This is a genomic window from Ferrovibrio sp., from assembly GCF_002796975.1.
GTDB lineage: Bacteria > Pseudomonadota > Alphaproteobacteria > Ferrovibrionales > Ferrovibrionaceae > Ferrovibrio.
In genome coordinates this window covers 441,929-460,237 of record NZ_PEKV01000004.1, presented here as the reverse complement: position 1 = coordinate 460,237, position 18,309 = coordinate 441,929, and the positions used below count along the sequence as shown (strand labels likewise).

Annotated in this window: 18 protein-coding genes, 1 tRNA gene and 1 pseudogene; 11 read left to right on the top strand and 9 right to left on the bottom strand. The window is 63.8% G+C overall.

Annotated elements, in window-relative coordinates:
* Positions 1–77 precede the first annotated feature (77 nt).
* Positions 78–1,286, top strand: a complete 1,209-nt coding sequence (locus CTR53_RS04925; RefSeq protein ID WP_290809676.1) for an ABC transporter substrate-binding protein — start codon at positions 78–80, stop codon at positions 1,284–1,286.
* 288 nt (positions 1,287–1,574) lie between these two features.
* Positions 1,575–2,366, top strand: a complete 792-nt coding sequence (locus CTR53_RS04920) for an adenylate/guanylate cyclase domain-containing protein (protein ID WP_290809675.1) — start codon at positions 1,575–1,577, stop codon at positions 2,364–2,366.
* A gap of 3 nt (positions 2,367–2,369) precedes the next feature.
* Here CTR53_RS04920 and CTR53_RS04915 read toward each other — a convergent pair whose 3' ends face one another.
* From CTR53_RS04915 to CTR53_RS04895, 5 genes are all read right to left on the bottom strand, one after another.
* Positions 2,370–2,747, bottom strand: a complete 378-nt coding sequence (locus CTR53_RS04915; protein ID WP_290809674.1) for a response regulator — start codon at positions 2,745–2,747, stop codon at positions 2,370–2,372.
* Positions 2,748–2,876: 129 nt separating this feature from the next.
* Positions 2,877–2,951: transfer RNA gene (locus CTR53_RS04910), tRNA-Gln, on the bottom strand.
* Positions 2,952–3,074: 123 nt separating this feature from the next.
* On the bottom strand, positions 3,075–3,956 hold the full coding sequence (locus CTR53_RS04905; RefSeq protein ID WP_290809673.1) for a 4-(cytidine 5'-diphospho)-2-C-methyl-D-erythritol kinase: 882 nt from the start codon (positions 3,954–3,956) through the stop codon (positions 3,075–3,077).
* Between the two features lie 21 nt (positions 3,957–3,977).
* On the bottom strand, positions 3,978–5,618 hold the full coding sequence (locus CTR53_RS04900) for a tetratricopeptide repeat protein (protein ID WP_290809672.1): 1,641 nt from the start codon (positions 5,616–5,618) through the stop codon (positions 3,978–3,980).
* A 107-nt stretch (positions 5,619–5,725) separates the two neighbouring features.
* Positions 5,726–7,372: an electron transfer flavoprotein-ubiquinone oxidoreductase gene (locus CTR53_RS04895; RefSeq protein WP_290809701.1), complete on the bottom strand. Its 1,647-nt coding sequence runs from the start codon at positions 7,370–7,372 to the stop codon at positions 5,726–5,728.
* A 142-nt stretch (positions 7,373–7,514) separates the two neighbouring features.
* Here CTR53_RS04895 and CTR53_RS04890 point away from each other — a divergent pair, with 142 nt between their 5' ends.
* From CTR53_RS04890 to CTR53_RS04855, 8 genes and pseudogenes are all read left to right on the top strand, one after another.
* Positions 7,515–8,375, top strand: a complete 861-nt coding sequence (locus CTR53_RS04890) for a uracil-DNA glycosylase (RefSeq protein WP_290809671.1) — start codon at positions 7,515–7,517, stop codon at positions 8,373–8,375.
* The gene (locus CTR53_RS04885; protein WP_290809670.1) at positions 8,375–9,586 is read left to right on the top strand and encodes an MFS transporter; all 1,212 of its coding nucleotides are present in this window, start codon (positions 8,375–8,377) and stop codon (positions 9,584–9,586) included. The genes CTR53_RS04890 and CTR53_RS04885 overlap by 1 nt, the downstream gene beginning before the upstream one ends.
* Before the next feature lie 191 nt (positions 9,587–9,777).
* The gene (locus CTR53_RS04880) at positions 9,778–11,460 is read left to right on the top strand and encodes a lytic transglycosylase domain-containing protein (RefSeq protein ID WP_290809669.1); all 1,683 of its coding nucleotides are present in this window, start codon (positions 9,778–9,780) and stop codon (positions 11,458–11,460) included.
* Positions 11,461–11,521: 61 nt separating this feature from the next.
* A pseudogene (locus tag CTR53_RS04875) lies at positions 11,522–12,014 on the top strand (molybdenum cofactor biosynthesis protein B).
* Between the two features lie 94 nt (positions 12,015–12,108).
* Positions 12,109–12,552, top strand: coding sequence for a GNAT family N-acetyltransferase (locus tag CTR53_RS04870; protein ID WP_290809668.1), 444 nt, complete (start codon positions 12,109–12,111; stop codon positions 12,550–12,552).
* A gap of 373 nt (positions 12,553–12,925) precedes the next feature.
* Complete coding sequence (locus CTR53_RS04865; protein WP_290809667.1) at positions 12,926–14,035, top strand: PA0069 family radical SAM protein; 1,110 nt, start codon at positions 12,926–12,928, stop codon at positions 14,033–14,035.
* A complete protein-coding gene (locus CTR53_RS04860; RefSeq protein ID WP_290809666.1) occupies positions 14,035–14,433 on the top strand; it encodes an MmcQ/YjbR family DNA-binding protein in 399 nt (132 codons plus the stop codon). The genes CTR53_RS04865 and CTR53_RS04860 overlap by 1 nt, the downstream gene beginning before the upstream one ends.
* 77 nt (positions 14,434–14,510) lie before the next feature.
* Complete coding sequence (locus tag CTR53_RS04855) at positions 14,511–14,723, top strand: hypothetical protein (protein WP_290809665.1); 213 nt, start codon at positions 14,511–14,513, stop codon at positions 14,721–14,723.
* A gap of 44 nt (positions 14,724–14,767) precedes the next feature.
* Here the strand turns inward: CTR53_RS04855 and CTR53_RS04850 are convergent, their stop codons facing one another.
* The 4 genes from CTR53_RS04850 to CTR53_RS04835 form a co-directional block, all read right to left on the bottom strand.
* Positions 14,768–14,980: a hypothetical protein gene (locus CTR53_RS04850; protein WP_290809664.1), complete on the bottom strand. Its 213-nt coding sequence runs from the start codon at positions 14,978–14,980 to the stop codon at positions 14,768–14,770.
* A gap of 75 nt (positions 14,981–15,055) precedes the next feature.
* On the bottom strand, positions 15,056–16,531 hold the full coding sequence (locus CTR53_RS04845; protein WP_290809663.1) for a DUF294 nucleotidyltransferase-like domain-containing protein: 1,476 nt from the start codon (positions 16,529–16,531) through the stop codon (positions 15,056–15,058).
* Entirely contained in the window at positions 16,528–17,259 is a 732-nt protein-coding gene (locus CTR53_RS04840; protein ID WP_290809662.1) for a PolC-type DNA polymerase III, read from the bottom strand. Before CTR53_RS04840 ends, CTR53_RS04845 begins: the two co-directional genes overlap by 4 nt.
* A gap of 7 nt (positions 17,260–17,266) precedes the next feature.
* Positions 17,267–17,866, bottom strand: coding sequence for a hypothetical protein (locus tag CTR53_RS04835; RefSeq protein ID WP_290809661.1), 600 nt, complete (start codon positions 17,864–17,866; stop codon positions 17,267–17,269).
* 171 nt (positions 17,867–18,037) lie between these two features.
* Here CTR53_RS04835 and CTR53_RS04830 point away from each other — a divergent pair, with 171 nt between their 5' ends.
* Positions 18,038–18,304 (top strand): DUF4212 domain-containing protein, encoded by a 267-nt coding sequence (locus tag CTR53_RS04830; protein ID WP_290809660.1) that lies wholly within the window; start codon positions 18,038–18,040, stop codon positions 18,302–18,304.
* Positions 18,305–18,309 lie beyond the last annotated feature (5 nt).

The following is an 18,309-nucleotide window of genomic DNA, read 5'->3' as shown; positions in this document are numbered from 1 at the left end:
CCGGCGGAAATAGCGATTGACGATTGTTTGTAAAACAAACAATACTCCTCCATAACAAAAAACTGGAGGAAACCGCCATGCGCACCATCATTCGTGCTGCACTGCTGGCCATGGCCGGCGGTGCCATCCTGTCCCCTGCCTTTGCAGCCGATCCCAAGCCGGTGAAGGTCGGCGTGCTCAACGACATGTCGAGCGTCTATGCCGATTTCCAGGGGCCTGGCTCGCTGCTGGCTGCCCAGATGGCGGCCGAAGATTACATGAAGAGCTCGAAGCGCAAGGTGGAGATCGTTTTCGCCGACCACCAGAACAAGCCTGATATCGGCGCCAATGTGGCCCGCCAGTGGTATGACGTCGACAAGGTGGACGTGATCGTCGATCTGCCGAACTCGGCCGTGGCGCTGGCGGTGAACGAGATCGCGCGCGACAAGAACAAGGTCGTGCTTGGCTCCGGCGCCGGCAGCGTGGTGCTGACCGGCGAACGCTGCTCGCCGAATTTCGTGCACTGGACCTACGACACCTGGTCCTACGGCCATTCGGCGGCACGCGCAGCTTACGAGCAGGGCGGCAAGAAGTGGTATTTCGTCACCGCGGACTATGCCTTCGGTCATGACCTGGAGAAACAGGCCAGCGACGAGATCAAGGCGCTCGGCGGCACGGTGATCGGTGCGGTGCGTCACCCGATCGGCTCGTCCGATTTCAGCTCCTTCCTGCTGCAGGCACAGTCGTCGGGCGCCGATGTCGTCGCCTTCGCCAATGCCGGCGGGGACCTGACCAATTCGCTGAAGCAGGCCGCCGAATTCGGCCTGGCGGAAAAGCAGAAGGTGGTCGGTCTCATCTTCGGCGTAACCAACGTGCCGGCACTGGGCCTCAAGGCCGTGCAGGGCCTGCAATCGGTGGCGCCGTTCTACTGGGATCTGAATAACGGCACGCGCGCCTGGTCGAAGCGTTTCCAGGCCCGCCATTCCAAGAAGATGATGCCAAACGACATGCATGCCGGCGTCTATGCCGCCCTGATGCATTACTTCAAGGCGGTCGACAAGGTGGGCGAGGCGACCGATGGCCGCGCCGTGGTGGCGGCGATGAAGTCGATTCCGACCGATGACCCGCTGTTCGGCAAAGGCACGATCCGCGTCGACGGCCGCAAACTGCATCCGATGTATCTGCTGGAAGCCAAGAAGCCGGCAGAATCGAAGGGCGACTGGGATTACCTCAAGGTCGTGGCCACCGTGCCGGCTGAAAAGGCGTTCCGCCCGCTGGCTGAGGGCAACTGCTCCCTGGCGAAGTAACAAGCGTTTCTCTCCAGGCCTGGACCGGCGGCGATAGCGATATCGCCGCCGGTTTGCTTTTCTCTGCTCGCAACTGGCGGCGCGCGAGATGGCGAAACGCGATATCCATGGCGCCATCGTCAATATCGCCTCCACACGCGTCTTCAGGCGATGAGCCTTGCCCATTGGGCTGACCACGGGCCGGAAAACGGCCGGATTTTGTAAGGCCGGTTACAGATCGGTCCGGCTGGCCTTTAACCTTCCTGCGGCAGCCTGTAGACTTCACCGATCCATATCCTGCTGCCGCTGATGACCGAACAGCCCTCCGAAATCCGCCGTAAGCTCACCACCGTCTTCTGCGCCGATGTGCAGGGTTACTCTGCCCTGGTCGAGCGCGATGAGGTCGGCACCGTGACGCGACTCAAGCAGTATCGCGATATCATGGTCGATCTGATCGACCGGCATCATGGCCGCCTGATCAATACCTGGGGCGATGGCCTGGTCGCTGAATTCGGCTCCCCCGTCGAGGCCGTCTTCTGCGCCGTCGAAATCCAGCGCCGGTTTGCCGCGCGCAATACCGAGGAACCGCTGGTGCCGCCGATGCAGTTCCGCATCGGGATCAATCTGGGCGATATCATCATCGAGGGCACCGACATCTACGGCGAGGGCGTGAATATCGCGGCGCGGCTGGAATCGCTCGCCGAGGCCGGTGGCATCTGCATTTCCGGCTCGGTATTCGAACTGGTACGCAAGAAGCTGGATATCGGTTTCGACTATATGGGCGAACGCGAGATCAAGAATATCGCCGATCCGGTGCCGGCCTATCGCGTGCAGATTTCGTCGGATGCACCGCGTACCGCATATATAGCTGTGCCGGCCGGATCTTCTGCGGACGAGGCCGAAGCCGCTTTCGCCAAATGGCGCGGCCAGGCTTGGAAACTTGCTGTCGTCGCGGCTTTCCTGCTGATGATCAACCTGCTGACCAGCCCGGGGCATCTGTGGTTCTACTGGCCGATGCTCGGCTTCTGTTTCCTGCTGCTGCTGCGCTGGCCCAGCGGCGTGGATCCGCGCCGGCTGTGGCCGCCCCGGCGACAGCCGTAAGTCTCAGTTTGCCGTCGCCTGGCGTGGTGCCAGCACCTTATCGACCGCGGCGGTGAGGCGTGCGTCGTCAAACGGCTTGGCGAGGAAATCCTGTACATCCAGGTTGTCGACGGCGGCCTGCTGCGGCACGGCACCGCTCATCAGGATCACCGGCGTTCGGCTGCGATACTCACGATTGCGGATCATGTCGACCAGGCTGGCGCCATCCGCAAATGGCATCCTGAAATCGGCAATCACCAGATCGAAGCTGCGACCGCGGAACAGCCGATAGGCTTCCACGCCATCAACGGCACGCACCACCGAATGCCCGGCATCTTCGAGCGCAATGGCGATCGTTGTGGCGACCAGGACATCGTCATCGACCACCAGGATAGCGGCCATGGCAGGTTCCCCCATCGAATGGCCAAGTGGTGCATGGTTTCGGACCGGTTGTCGCGCGATGATTCGCGCCAATCCCGGACATTTTTGTGACTGGGCAGCGCGACTACAGTTGTCGGGGGCGGTGAAGAATGGCTGGGGCGGGAGGGATCGAACCTCCGAATGGCGGTACCAAAAACCGCTGCCTTACCGCTTGGCTACGCCCCAGCAGGCGCTCCGCAATGTGCGGAGCGGCCGGACAATAGGCAAGGCGCCAGGAAATATCCAGCCTTTGACGGTTGCCTGAGCCGGGATTCTGGGTCGGTTCAAGTCAGTGAAATTACAGGGCTATCAGCCCGCTGCCGTGGCTGCGGTCCACCATTTCGGATAGGCGCGGGACAGGTTGCGGGCGGCGAATTCGGCGTCGCGTTTTTCCGCAAAAAGACCGAAACAGGTGGCTCCCGATCCCGACAGTCGCGCCAGCAGGCAGCCATTCTGCGCCTTCAGGGCTGCCAGCACCGGATCGATCTCCGGTGACAGGAAACGTGCGGGCGCTTCAAGATCGTTGCGGCGGGCGCGCAGCAGAATGGCGAGGTCGGCGGCACTGTCAGGCCGGCGCTCGAATGGCATCGGCGGACCATATTGTCCGGCCAGGGCCGAGAAGACCTCGCGGGTTGCCAGGGCAATGCCGGGATTGGCCAGCACGAGCCAGAAGGGCGGCAGCGGCTGTGCCACGATCTGCTCGCCGATCCCCGTCATCACCGCGGCGCGGCCGAACAGGCAAACCGGCACATCGGCGCCAAGCTGTGCTGCCATGCGGGCCAGCGTGTCGTCATCCACCTCGATCTGCCACAGCGCACGCAGCACATGCAGCGTAGCTGCAGCGTCGGCCGAACCGCCGCCGATGCCCGACGCAACCGGCAAGGTCTTGGTCAATGCGATGGCGGCAGTCCTGCCGTTCATCGCCTGCAATTGCCGGGCGGCGCGCAGAACCAGGTTGTCGTCATGGCTGCCGGCCAGCGCGCCGGCCTGCGGTCCATCAAGCGTCAGGCTGAGTGTCTCTGCCGGCGTCACGGCAATGCGGTCGCAGGCGGCGATGTCCTGCGCGAAGACCACCAGGCTTTCGAGTTCGTGATACCCGGCCTGCGGCCCCTGTGCCGGCCGCCGGCCGGTGACATGCAGGAACAGGTTGATCTTGGCCGGTGCCAGCCGGCTCAGGCCTGCCGAGTTCATCCGCCGCCCAACCGTCGTGCCTTATTTCGCCGCCACCGGATCGAGGCCATTGTCCAGCTTGCGCTGCACCTTCAGGACGAGATCCTGCTCCGGCTTGAGGCCGAGCGCGCGACGCCACTGGAACTTCGCCTCTTCCTGTCGGCCGACGCGCCAGTAGGCATCGCCCAGATGGTCGGTGATCACCGGGTCGCCGCCCTTCAGTTCGACGGCACGTTCCAGCTGAATCACTGCTTCGTCGTAGCGGCCGAGGCGATAGAGCGCCCAGCCGAGCGAGTCGACGATGGCGCCGTCGTTGGGCCGCAGTTGCACGGCCCGTTCGATCATTCTGGTGGCCTGATCGATATTGCGATGCATATCGATCCAGGAATAGCCGAGATAGTTCAGCACCAGCGGCTGTTCCGGTTGCAGCTCAAGTGCCTTCACCATGTCGGCTTCGGCTTTGTCCCACTGCCTGGAGCGTTCGTAAGACACGCCGCGGCCGAACAGGATGGTCCAGTGCCGCTGTTCCAATCGCGGGATGCGGGCCAACGCGTTGGTATATTCCCTGGCCGCATCGGGCCATTTTTCCATCTGGCGATACAGATCGGCCAGCGTCAGCAATGCGCGCGGACTGTCCGGCACTGCACTGGCCATGCGACGCAGAATGCGTACGGCTTCATCATGGCGGCCGAGTTCGTTGATGCACCAGGCTTGGCGCAGCTGCGCGCTTTCGGCATAGGCTGAACCGGTGGAAACACGCGCATACATCGCCAGTGCCTGATCGTAGCGCTCGCGGCTCTCGTAGATGTCGCCCAGCAGCATGCGGGCGTCGTCGAGGTCCGGGCGCAGGAACAGGGCGAGCTGGAGATGCAGCTCGGCAAGGTCGCCGCCATCGCTGCGACCGAGCGCAGTGGCGGAGGCAAACAGCGCTTCCGCCAGACCTTCGACGGCATTGCCGACCAGCGGCTCGGTTGGCAGGTTGCGACGGGTATCGAGGCGGCGCAGCCCCGCCAGCAGCACCGGGTTGTCCGGATTGACCGCGAGCTGTTCGTCCAGCAGGCGGCGTGCTTCGGCCGGGCGGCCGTGGCGCTCAAGGAAGCGGGCGTAACCGTCGACCTGCCGCGTGCCGGCGCGCTCTCGGCCTTCGATGACTTCGCGATAGGCCGCTTCGGCCGGCCCGGGCTGGTTCAGGATCTCAAGCAGGATTGGCCGGAGATGCAGATAGACGCCGCTCATCAGCGGGTGGCGTTCCAGTTTCTGCAGGCTGGCCGTGGCCAGGTCGGCTTCCCCCTTGCCGGCATGGGCGAAAGCCGCCAGCAGCGGATTGAAGGCAGCGTGAATCCCGCCGCTCGGTCCTTCAGCCACCAGGCGCAGCACGGCATCGTAGTCGCGCGCCAGCATCTGCGCCGAGGCCTGCGTCATGCGTGGCAGGTATTCCGAAGCATTGAGCTGGCGCAGTCCCGGCACCAGCACGACCGCTTCGCCGACCCGCCCATCTGCAATCAGCGCGATAAAGGCGCCCTGCGTGAGCAGGGCGCTCTCTGGGTCTTCGCGCAGGGCGCGGATGTAATAATTCGCGGCTGCGGTGTTGTCGTTCATCTGGCGCGCATGGCGTGCGGCGAGGAAATTGCCGTACGGGCTGTCGAGCCGGTAATTGCTGCGCAACGATGCGCCCGACATCATACTGCCGCTGGTGCTGCAGGCGACCAGCGGCAGTAGGCTTGCGGCCAGCAGAAGCGCGCGGAGCGGGTGGGAAACGTGACGGCGGGAGGCTCTATCGTGCATCTGTCTCACATGTTGGGATAATTCGGACCGCCGCCCCCCTCAGGGACGGTCCAGTTGATGTTCTGCGCCGGATCCTTGATATCACAGGTTTTGCAGTGGACGCAGTTCTGGGCATTGATCTGGAAGCGCGGATTGTTGCCGGTATCGTCGCGCAGCACTTCATAGACACCGGCCGGGCAGTAACGCTGTGCCGGTTCGTCATACATCGGCAGGTTCCTTGCAATCGGGATCGACGGATCCTTCAGCTGCAGATGGATGGGCTGGTCTTCCTCGTGGTTGGTGTTCGACAGGAACACCGAAGACAGCTTGTCGAAGCTGATCTTGCCATCGGGCTTGGGATAGGCAATCGGCTTGCAGTCCTTGGCCAGCTTCAAAGTCTCGTAATCCGCCTTGGCATGCGGCGTCGTCCACGGCACCAGGAAGCCAAGGCCAAGATCGTTCAGCCACATATGGATGCCGCCCAGCAACGTGCCGATCCACATGCCGTATTTCATGCCGGGCTTGACGTTGCGCACCTTCCACAGGTCCTTGAATGACCAGGAGGTCTTCCAGCTTTCCGGATAGGCGGTCAGTTCATCGCCACCGGTGGCGCCGTTCTTCACCGCTTCGAAAGCGGCTTCAGCGGCCAGCATGCCGGTCTTCATCGCATTGTGGCTGCCCTTGATGCGCGGCAGGTTCACGAACCCAGCCGAGCAGCCGATCAGCGCGCCGCCCGGGAAAGTCAGTTTCGGCACCGACTGCAAGCCGCCCTCGTTGATGGCGCGCGCGCCGTAGGAGATGCGCTTGCCGCCCTCGAAATACTCACGCACCGACGGATGCGTCTTGAAACGCTGGAATTCATCGAAAGGCGAAAGATAGGGATTCTGATAGGCGAGGTCGACCACGAAGCCGACCGCCACCTGGTTGTCTTCCAGATGGTACATGAAGCTGCCGCCGGTGGTGTAGGTATCCAGCGGCCAGCCCTGCGTATGCACCACCAAGCCCGGCTTGTGCTTGGCCGGATCGATCTGCCAGAGTTCCTTGATGCCGATACCGAACTTGGCCGGGCTGGCGCCTTCGCGCAGGTTGAACTTCTTCTGCAGTTCTTTGGCCAGCGAACCGCGCACGCCTTCGGCGATCAGCGTATATTTGCCGCGCAGCTCGACGCCCGGCGTATAGCCCGACTTCTTTTCGCCGTCGCGGCCGATGCCCATGTCGCCAGTAGCGACGCCGACCACTTCGCCCTTGTCGCCATACAGCACTTCGGCGGCGGCGAAGCCCGGGAAGATTTCAACGCCCAGCTCTTCGGCCTGGCTGGCGAGCCAGCGGCAGACATTGCCGAGCGAGACGATGTAGTTGCCGTGATTGTTCATCAGCGGCGGCAGCATGAAATTCGGGACCGGGATGTGATTCGCTTCGGTCAGGATCATGAAGCGGTCATCGGTCACCGGCGTATTCAGCGGCGCGCCCTTGGCCTTCCAGTCGGGGATCAGCTCGTTGAGTGCGATCGGATCGACCACCGCACCCGACAGGATATGGGCGCCGACCTCGGAGCCTTTTTCAATGACGCAGACGGAAATCTCGTGGTTCTGCTCGGCAGCAAGCTGCTTCAGGCGGATCGCAGCGGCTAGGCCGGACGGGCCTGCACCGACGACCACCACGTCGTATTCCATCGATTCGCGTTCCGACACGGGGCACCTCAGATATTGCTGGATTTTTTATTTTGGGAACGTCAGGGCCGGTCAGCTTGACGCTCCCTGCCTGCTTACCAGACTATAGGGGGCAAGCCAATCGGTGCGACCCGCAACAGCCCTGATGAACGCCACGGAAATCCCTGATTTTCCTCCCTCTCTGCTCGACGTTGCCTTGTTCTATGCCGAGGCGGGGGTGGATGAGGCCATTGGCGAACAGCCGGTTGATCGCACGGTCGCGCCACCGCCCAGGCCGCAAGCTAAACCGCAGCCGACCGCAGCAGTTCCACCTGCCGCAGCGGCAGGCCCCGCGCTGGGCAGCGGCGTGCAGGCTGCCCTGGCTGCCCGTGCGCCCCAGCCGGTCAGCCTGACCGCCCAGGCTGCCGAATCCGCCGCCACCAGCGCCGCCCGCGCCTGCAACACGATTGCCGAACTCGAAGCCGCCATCCGCGCCTTCGACGGCTGCGGGCTGAAGGCCACCGCCACCAACACGGTGATCGCGCGCGGCAATCCGCAGGCCCCGCTGATGATCGTGGGCGAAGCGCCCGGGCGCGACGAGGATGCGCAGGGGCTGCCGTTTGTCGGCGAGAGCGGGCAACTGCTCGACAAGATGCTCAAGGCAATCGGCCGCGACGAAAGCAACGTTTACATTTCCAACATGCTGTTCTGGCGCCCGCCGGGCAACCGAGATCCTTCAACGGAGGAAATCGTCGCCTGCCGCCCCTTCATCGAACGGCTGATCGAACTGGTGCAGCCGAAGGTGCTGGTCTGCACCGGCAAGTTCTCCACGGCGACTCTGCTCGGCACCACGCAGGGCATCACCCGCGTGCGTGGCCGCTGGCATGAATATGCCAAGGGTGATGTAAAGGTGCCGGCGATGCCGATGCTGCATCCGGCCTATCTGCTGCGCCAGCCCGGTGTGAAACGCGAAGCCTGGCGCGACATGCTGGAACTGGCCGCCAAGCTGGACGAACTGGGCGCCTGATGCCCGTGCGATCTTCCGGGGTCTTCTACGGCTGGGTGGTGGTAGCTGCCGCCTTCCTGACGATGTTCACCTGCTTTGGCGCGGCCTACAGCTTTCCGGCTTTCTTCGAACCGCTCAGCCGCGAATTCGGCGCCACACGCGGCACGATCTCGCTGGTGTTTTCCACTGCGGGTTTCCTCTATTTCGCACTGGGCGCCATCAGCGGGCGGCTGGCTGATCGCATCGGACCGCAGCCTGTGGTCGGTTTCGGCCTCGCCTGTGTTGCCGCCGGCTTGTTCGCGGCCAGTTTCGCCGACAGCCTCACCGGCATCATCCTTTTCTACGGCGTCGGCATCGGGATCGGCGTCGGCTTCGCCTATGTCCCGGCCATCGGCACGGTGCAGCGCTGGTTCATGGCCAAGCGCGGCCAGGCCTCGGGCTGGGCCGTGGCTGGCATCGGCATCGGTACCATGGCCGCACCGCCGGCCGCCGCTTATGCCATTGAGGTGTTCGGCTGGCGCGGTGCTTATGTCGCCTTCGGTGCTGCCACGCTGATGCTCGGTGTGCTCGCCACGGTACTGCTGCGCGCCTCGCCGGCCAGCATGGGGCTGCAGCCTGATGGTGCTGCAGTCCCAGCCACTGCTGCACCCGCTGTGCCGGCCGGGCTTGAACTGGGCCAGGTGCTGCGCAGCCGGATTTTCTGGCTGCTCTATCTCGCCTGTGGACTCAACTGCATCGGCACCTTCGTACCCTTCGTCCATCTTGCACCCTATGCCACCGATCAGGGGCTGAGCCGCACCGAAGGCGTCTGGCTGGTCGGCCTGATCGGCGTCGGCAGCACGCTGGGCCGCTTCGTGCTCGGCGGTCTGGCCGACCGCATCGGCCGCGACCGCAGCCTGGCGCTGATCATGCTGCTGAACGGTGTGGCGCTGGCCTACTGGAGCATCGCGCAGGGCTTTGCGGCACTCGCCATTTTCGCGCTGGTTTTCGGCCTCTTCTATGGCGGCTTCGTTGCCCTGGTGCCGGCCTTCACGGCGGATCTGTTCGGCCTGCGCGCCATGTCGGCCGTGCTGGGCGTACTCTACACATCGGTCGCCTTCGGTACGCTGCTGGGGCCGACACTGGCCGGCTGGGTTTTCGACTCCACCGGCAGCTATACCTGGCCGATCCTGATCTGCACTGTCGGCTGCGTGGTGTCGGCGCTGATGGTCTGGAAATTACCCCGCAGCTAAGTCTTTGAAAAACCAAAACCTCGACCATTGGTTGCGGCAAGTTTAGTTGTGCCTTAACCGCATCTGCGCTATGCGGAGCAACGATGAAAAACGGGGTGGGGAAGAAAAGGCATCTGAGGGGGATCGTCCTCTTTGCCGGGATCTGGATTGGTGCTGCAGCGTCCGCTGCGGCGCAGACGGATTTGCCCTCGGTGCTGCGCGCCGACGATGTCGCCCGCTACGAACGCATCTTCGAATATCAGGCCGACCATGACTGGGCCAAGGCCGACCGCGAGATCGCTAAGCTTTCCGACAAGCTGCTGCTCGGCCATGTGCTGCAGCAGCGCTATCTGCATCCCACCGCTTACACCAGTTCCTACCCCGAGCTGCTCGCCTGGCTGAAGCAGTATCGCGACCATCCCGGCGCCGAGCAGGTCTATGGCCTGGCGATGCGCAAGAAGCCGCGCAGGGACAAGGCGCCGCCAGCGCCGCTGGGCGTTGAGATGGGCGACTATGACGGCGATCCGGGTCTGGTGGCGACCACACGCCGCCGGTCGCAGCCGAGAGACCGCGATCCGGCCTTCGCGCGCGAGATCAGCCAGGCCGCCGGGCAGTTCGCCGCGCTGCTGAAGCGCGAACGACTGGGCGAAGCCGAGGCCTTCCTTGCCAAACCGGATGTCCGCAGCAAGGTCAGCGCCTCGGAATACGACGAGTGGCGCAAGCGGCTGGCCTGGCTGTATGTGCTGGACGGCAACGATGAGAAGGCGCTGGCGCTGGCGGCACCGGCGGCGCAGCGCTCGCGTGCCCGTGTGACCGATGCCGACTGGGTTGCCGGTCTCGCGGCCTGGCGGCTTGGCCGCTACGACAATGCCGGCCATCATTTCGAGAATCTGGCTTTCTCGAACACCGCGACCGCCTGGGACCGTTCGGCCGGTGCCTGGTGGGGCGCGCGCGTGATGCTGCGCCTGCGCCAGCCGTCGGAAGCGATTCGCCTGCTTGAAGTCGGCGCCAAGGAAGAACGCACTTTCTACGGCCAGCTCAGCCTGGCGCAGCTTGGCACCGACGAGCCATTTGCCTGGACGCCGCCGCCGCTCTCGGCCGACGAACTGCGCCGGCTGAAGGACATTCCCGCCATCCGACGCGCACTGGCGCTGTCGGAAGTGGGCGAGGCGGTGCTGGCCGACCGTGAGGTGACGCGGCTGTTCAGCCAGGCGAGCGACGATCTGGCCTCGGCATTGCTCGGCCTCGTCAGCCGCATGCAGGCGCCGGCTTCCACCATGCGTATCGCCATTGCCTGGTATAATGTGAAGGGCGAAAGCCACGATCACGCGCTCTATCCGTTGCCGCCCTGGGAGCCGGATGGCGGTTTCAGCGTCGATCGCGCGCTGGTCTTTGCCTTCATGCGGCAGGAAAGCGCCTTCAATGCGCGTGCGATGAGTTCGGCCGGCGCGACCGGCCTGATGCAGCTGATGCCGCGCACGGCCGGTGCGGTGGCAGGCGACAGCAGCCTGCGCCACAAGAAGAGCCGGCATAAGCTGTTCGCGCCGGAATACAATATCGAACTCGGCCAGCGCTATCTGCAGCACCTGCTGGAGATGCCGATGATCCGCGGCAATCTTTTCCATCTTGCCGCCGCCTATAACGGCGGGCCGGGCAACCTGCAGAAATGGATCCGCGCCAATCCCGATGTGGCGGCGAACGATCCCTTCCTGTTCATCGAGACGATCCCGCTCAGCGAGACGCGGGTTTTCGTGCAGCGCGTGCTGACCAACTACTGGATCTATCGTTCGCGCATCGGCCAGGCCGACCCGTCGCTGTCGGCTGCCATGACCGGCGAATGGCCGCTCTACCGCGACCTCGACAGCGGCGACCAGCGGGCGGAAAAGAAGAACTGAACGCCTAGCCGTCACGCGGCGCGCATCCTAGTTTATTGGCTTCCCTAGACCGGAGCCCGCCATGTCCCAGCTTCAGCCACAATCTTTTGTCGATGCCGATGGCAAGCGGCTGTTCGTGCCGGTGCGGATCGCCGTGCTGACCGTGTCGGATACCCGCAGCTTCGAAGACGATAAATCCGGCAACACGCTGGCCGAGCGGCTGACCGAAGCCGGGCATCAGCTGGCGGCCCGTGCCATCGTGAAGGACGACGTCGAGGAGATTCAGGGTCAGCTCAACGACTGGATCGACGACGACACGGTCGATGTGATCCTTGCCACCGGCGGCACCGGTGTGACCGGCCGCGACGTGACACCCGAAGCCTTCGAAGGCATCTACGAGAAAAGCATCCCGGGCTTCGGCGAGTTGTTCCGCATGCTCAGCTACCAGAAGATCGGCACCTCCACGATCCAGTCGCGCGCCACCGCCGGCGTCACGCGCGGCACNNAAGCCGTGCAATTTCGTCGAACTGTTTCCGCGCTTGCGAGAACACGAGCGGCGTGGCGGCGGCAAATAATACTGGCTCCATCGGATTTGCCGGAACTGGTGCTTAACCCGGTGCCGCTATCAGGGTAATCGGATCGCAGTCGATCTGAAGGAAACCCGTCTCCATGTCCGATATCGTTATCCGCCCGGTGGCCGCCACTGAACGCGCACAATGGGAGCCGCTCTGGCTCGGTTATCTCGCCTTTTATGAAAAGAGTGTCCCGGCCGTCGTCACCGATTTCACCTGGGCCCGCGTCGTCGAGGGCCGCGAGATCGAGGCGCTGATCGCCTGGGAAGGCCAGCGCGCACTGGGCCTGGTGCAGTATCTGCTGCATCCGTCCACCTGGAATATGGGCGGCAATGTCTATCTGCAGGATCTGTTCGTCGTACCGGAAGCGCGCGGCAAACGCATCGGCCGCCGCCTGATCGCGGCCGTTGCCGAGGCCTCAAAGGCCAAGGGCGCCGGGGTACTGTACTGGCAGACCGAGGAATTCAACGGCACCGCCCGCCGGCTGTATGAGCGCGTCGCCAAGCGCGCGCCCTTCGTGCGCTACAACATCGAGCTTTAGACGCCTGAATCAGCCTGTTTCGTCCCGTTTGGAGGCCAGTTCCGTCCAGTTTGAGCCAGTTGGAGCCAATTAGAGCCAGTTTCGTCCCGTTGAATCCCGCCTAAGTCCTTGGTTTGTGTGCCAAGACTTTGATTTTCCTATCCACGATGTCCAACAGCGGCAGGGTTTCGTCGAAAACTGTGTAGGTTCGCCTATCGAGGCATACGAACGAATGTTCCCTTATATAGGAATAATAGCACAATAAACCTCAAGACACAATGTCCGATCTGTCCCGCCGCTGGCCGCGGCGGCCTGACAGGTGTCGTCCTCGGGACGAGGGGCCCGGCAAGAGTAGTTCTTGAAATGTTCCTATGGCGCGCTATGATAAATGGCCATGGGAAAACCAGTAGAGCGCGCCGTATCCATCGCTGCCGACCACGCCCATCCCGATGCGCGGCGCGGACGCGGCGCCGTGTCGGCCGTGCGCAGCCGCTACGACACCGAAACCCGCCAGCGCGAGGATGACGGCTGGGACAATCTGGAAACCGGCGATCCGCTGCGCACCCATCTGCATGAGGATGCGACGCGCAGTATCATTGCCTGGAACACCTCGCCGGATATTTCCTTCGACCGCTCGATCAATCCCTATCGCGGTTGCGAGCATGGCTGCATCTACTGCTTTGCGCGGCCGAGCCATGCCTATCTCGGTTTCTCGCCCGGCCTCGATTTCGAGACCGAGATCATGGTCAAGCGCAACGCTGCGACGCTGCTGCGCAAGGAACTTGCTGCGAAAAACTACCAAGTCCGCGCCATGGCGATGGGCACCAATACCGATCCCTATCAGCCGGTCGAACGCGACCAGCGCATCACCCGCGGCGTGCTGGAAGTGCTGTGCGAGACGCGGCATCCGCTCACCATCGTCACCAAAAATCACCTGATCACCCGCGATATCGACATCCTCGCCGATATGGCGAAAGACGGCCTGGTGAAATGCTATCTCTCGATCACCACGCTGGACCGTCATCTTGCGCGCAACATGGAACCGCGGGCCTCGACGCCGGGCAAGCGGCTGGAGGCGGTCCGCCTGCTCAACGACGCCGGCATTCCCTGCGGCGTGATGACGGCACCGCTGATCCCGGCCATCAACGATATGGAAGTCGAGCGCATTCTGGAGGCCGCCTTCGCGGCCGGCGCGCGCGAAGCCGGCTGGGTACTGCTGCGCCTGCCGCTCGAACTAAAGGAGTTGTGGCGCGAGTGGCTGCAGGAGCATTACCCGGATCGGGCTTCCAAGGTGATGAAGCTGATCCAGGAAACCCGCGGCGGCCGCGATTACACGGCGAATTTCGGCGAGCGCCAGCGCGGCGACGGGCCTTATGCCGACCTGATCGCGCAGAGGTTCCGCATGGCGGTGAAGCGGCTGGGGTATAACGAGAAGCGCAATCCGGTGCGCTGCGACCTGTTCCGCCCGCCGCCGAGGGATGAGCGGCAGGGGAGCCTGTTCTGATGGCAAAGAAATACCAGGTGCCGAAGCAGAATGACGTCCGCAAGCTGAAGCCGCGCGGGCCGACCGAGCGGCTGCGCGCCATCTGCATGGCGCTGCCTGAGGCCGAGGAGCGCGAGACCTGGGAAATTCCCACCTATCGCATCCGCGGCAAGATCTTCGCGCTGCAGAGCGCCATCGGCGAGCGCGACGCGGTCTGGTGCAAGGCGCAGGAGGGCAGCCAGGAGCTGCTGGTGCAGGCCGATCCCGGCCGTTTTTTCGTGCCGCCGTATCTGGGCCACAAGGGCTGGGTCGGCATGTGGCTCGACAAAAAGGCCGACTGGACGGAAGTGGCGGAGCTGGTGCGGCGCAGCTATTGCCTGATCGCACCGAAGAAGCTGGTGGCGAAACTCGCAGGCTGATTATTCCGCGGCGCCACGGAACGCAGGTGCGGCCGCAGCGTTTGTCCGGCAGTCAGTCCCGTCTGCCGGAGCCGATCATGGCCAAAGACGAATTCACCCCCTTCAGCCGCAGCCTCAATCCCTTCCGCGGGATCGAGCGCAATATCGACGCCATGTTCGACGACAGTTTCGCTACGGGCGCGGCCGGCGCGATGGCGCAGACCCATCCGGTGGGTGCGACAGCGCTTGATCAGCCGCGCAGCCTGTTCCTGCGCGTGGTCCAGGTGGAGTCCGGGAGGCGCAAAGGCTGATTGCCGAACGGCCATTCATGGCCGCATGAACTTCCAACGGCCATTCATGGCCGCATGAACTCATAGTCGCGGTCTTCGAGATTCTCGATCGCGAATTGCAGCTCGGCGCGGATATCCTGCAGCGGCCGGCTGGCTTTCAGGATGCGCACCGCTTCGGTGATCAAATTGCTGGCGACGGTTTCTGCCGGAATCCCCGTCGTTGCAGCTTCCGCCAATGCGGCCTCGACGTGACGATTCACCATTTCCCAAGCGCTCATCCCCAGCTCCAGTCATTTCGGACGCAGGCATGATGCCATGTGGGCATCACCAGGCGTTGATATGGCGCAAGGCGGTCAGGTATCTCCGGCCGGCTGGGATGCGGCCGGTTGGGCCGCGGTCAGCACGTCCTGCACCATCTCGGGCAGCAGGGCGACATGCTTCAGCGCAGCTTTCAACTGACTGCGCCGCATGCTGCTGAGACCGGCGGGATCGACGCGGCTGCCCGGATCCCGGCCCGAGGCGAGATCGGCAATCTGCTGTTGCAGGATGGTTTCCAGCAAAAGCGCATGGGCGGCCGTCAAGCCGGTAATATCGCTTTCGCCGATCAGTCCGGCGGCGCCCACGGCGCGCAGGCGATCTGCCGTGCCGGTCGCGGCCGTTCCGAGTTTCAGTGCCATCAGGCGGGCTGCGCTCACCAGCGGCAGCAGCCCGCCGAGCTTGAGGTCGATCCGGCCATCGCTCTCTGTCTTCAGTTGTCCGAAAAATCCGAGTGCGGGATGCAACTGGGCCGACTGCTCGGCCAGCTGGCGCAGGAATAACGGCGAGTTGCGCGCCGCAGCCAGTGCCTCGAAGCGCAGCGCCTCGCCCAGCCGCAACGCACCGTAGACCGGCTGCAGGTCGTAGAAGATATCGACATTCAGCAGGGCATCGGGCGTGTGGCGCGCAATCCAGTCGGTGACGCGGGCGCGCCATTGCCCCTGCGAGCCCCGCCAGGCGGTGTTCTTCGCCATCACGCCACCCCGGCAGAAGGGTACGCCGGCTTCATCCAGCAGGGCGTTGATGCGTTCGGCGATGCGGTTATACCAGCCATCGTCTTCGCTGCTGCCGGCATGGATGATGGCGTTGTCCTGATCGGGTTTGAGCAGGCTTTCGCCACGGCCGCCGGATCCGAGGATCAGCATGCACCAAGGCGCCGGCGGCAGTTCGCCCGCTTTGGTGAATTCGGCTTCCGCGATGGCGCTGGCGCGCGCCGTGATATCGGCATAGATCCCTGAAATCACCGCCGCCACAGCCGGGGCATCGGAACCTTCCGTCAGCAGCGTGGCGGCGAGTCCGGGTAGAGCGGTGCGGGCGTGACTGAGGTCTTCCGCGGTCTGCGCGACATCCAGTTCGTCGGCGATCAGCTGCGAATCCTGTGCGCGCAGGCGGAGCAGGCTGCGCGCGGTCAGCATGCCGACGAAGCGACCGCTGTTGTCCGTCACCGGCAGGTAGCGCAGGTTCAGCCGGCGCATGCGGCCGATGGCGCGGAACAGGAAGGCGCTTTCGTGAATCGCCACGATATCGCGGGTCATCAGATCTGCTGCGGTGAATTGCAGCGCCACCGCACCGTCGCGACCGATGGCGCGCGTAAGGTCGCGTTCGGTGAGGATGCCGACATGCCTGCCGAAACGGTCGCGCACCAGCAGCCCGCCATGAGTGCTTTGCGCCATATGCCGGGCGATTTCCGCGAGCGTGGCGCTGCCCTCGATGTCGTCGACGGGCTGGCGCATCACTGCACCGACGCGGCGCCGGTAGGGTTCCAGATCGGGCAATGGCAGTGCGGAGGTCATCGCGGCACCAGCAGCTCGAGCGCCCAGCCAGCGCGTTCCTGCCGCTGCAGCAGATCGCGCTGCCGCTGCATCAGGCGACGCGCATCCCCGAATGTAGCGATACCGATCCGTCCCAGCGCGGGCAGCATGCGCTGCCAGATGCCGGCCGCGGTTTGGGCATCTCCTGCAGCGGAATGCCGGCCCTCCAGCGGTACTGCGAAATCTTCGGCGATGCGCTCCAGCGTGATATGCGTCACGCGTGGTTTCAGGCCGGCATACAGCAGGCCGAGATCCAGCGCCCCGGGCGGTGCATGAAAGGGCAGGCGATGGCGTGCGGCTTCGTGCTGCAGCACGGCGATGTCGTAGCCGATATTGTGGCCCACCAGGACGCGGCCCTGCCAGGCATGCTGGATGCTGCCCCACAGCAAGCCTATCGTGGGCGCGGTGGCCACCATGTGGTCGTCGATGCCATGGATGGCGGTCGAGGATTTCGGAATGCGGATGCCCGGATGCAGCAGCAGGTCGAGCGGCGGCATGTCGTCAGGCGTACCGCCATGATGCGGCAGGCCGGCCAGCGATACGATGCGGGCGCCGGCGACATCCAGCCCGGTCGTCTCGGTATCGAACAGCAGGGCCGGCAGCGTGGCGAGCGGTTCGTCATCGGCCAAAGTAACCGCGGCCGGCATCGGTACGGGGCTGCGCAGCCGCGCGAGAATCCGGCCGACGCCGCCAATCAGCGACCGCCGCATGCCATCCTCAATGCATCAATGCTGTCACCAACGCGTCGCGATCGAAGCGTTTCAGCATCGAAGCATGCGCGGCAAGAATATGCAGCCGCAGATCGCCGAGGATGACCTCGCGGTCGTTGCGTTTCAGCCGGTCGGCGATCGGCACCAGTTCATGGATGAGGGCGGCGGAACCGGTGACGATCAGTTCCGGCGGCAGTGCGGCCTCCAGGTGGGTCTGGGCATAACGGGCATTGAATGCTGCGATGGCGTCGGCCCAGTTCTGGCGATGCACCGGCACGCTTTCATTCAGGATGAGGGGATACAAGCCGGCCAGCGAATCGGCCAGCCTGCGCCGGGCATCGGGCGTTTCGGGCCGCAGCCAGCTCTCGGTCATGATGATGATATCGCCCAGCGTGCTGGCGTAGGCCTCCCACCGGCAGATCTCGTGCCCATCGTGGAACGGGGCCTCGGTCAGCAACTTCTCGTAGTCCAGCATCGTCTTGACGCGGCAATAGCCGATGACCGTCTTCTGGGCCAGATAGGCGGCTTCCCCCGTCATGAAGGCCTGCAGTTCCGCGCGGGTCGAAACCGCCGGTGGAAAGAAAAACTCTTTGATGCGATGCAGCAAAACATCCCCCTGTGCATATAATCTGTAACTGACTGACTCGATTAAATTAAACTTTGGTCTAATGGGCCAGCCAAAATGCCCGCTCCTATACTGCCCTGAGCCAGACTAGGCGTAAATTTCGCCGCTCTGGACGTAACGATAACATAAACAACATAGGGGCAGGAGCGCTTCATGTCAGACCTATCTCCGGAAAAGGCCAAGGCCTATTGGGCCAGAACGTCCGGCCTCATGTGGACGATGCTGGGTATCTGGTTCTTCTTCGGCTTCGCCGTGCATTTCTTCGCGCCGCAGCTGAACACCATCAAGATCATCGGTTTTCCGCTCGGCTTCTACATGGCCGCACAGGGCTCGCTGATTGCCTTTGTCGTATCGCTGTTCTGGTTCGCCTCGAAGCAGAACGCGATCGACGAAGAATTCGGCGTCGCCGAAGACGAATAAGAGGG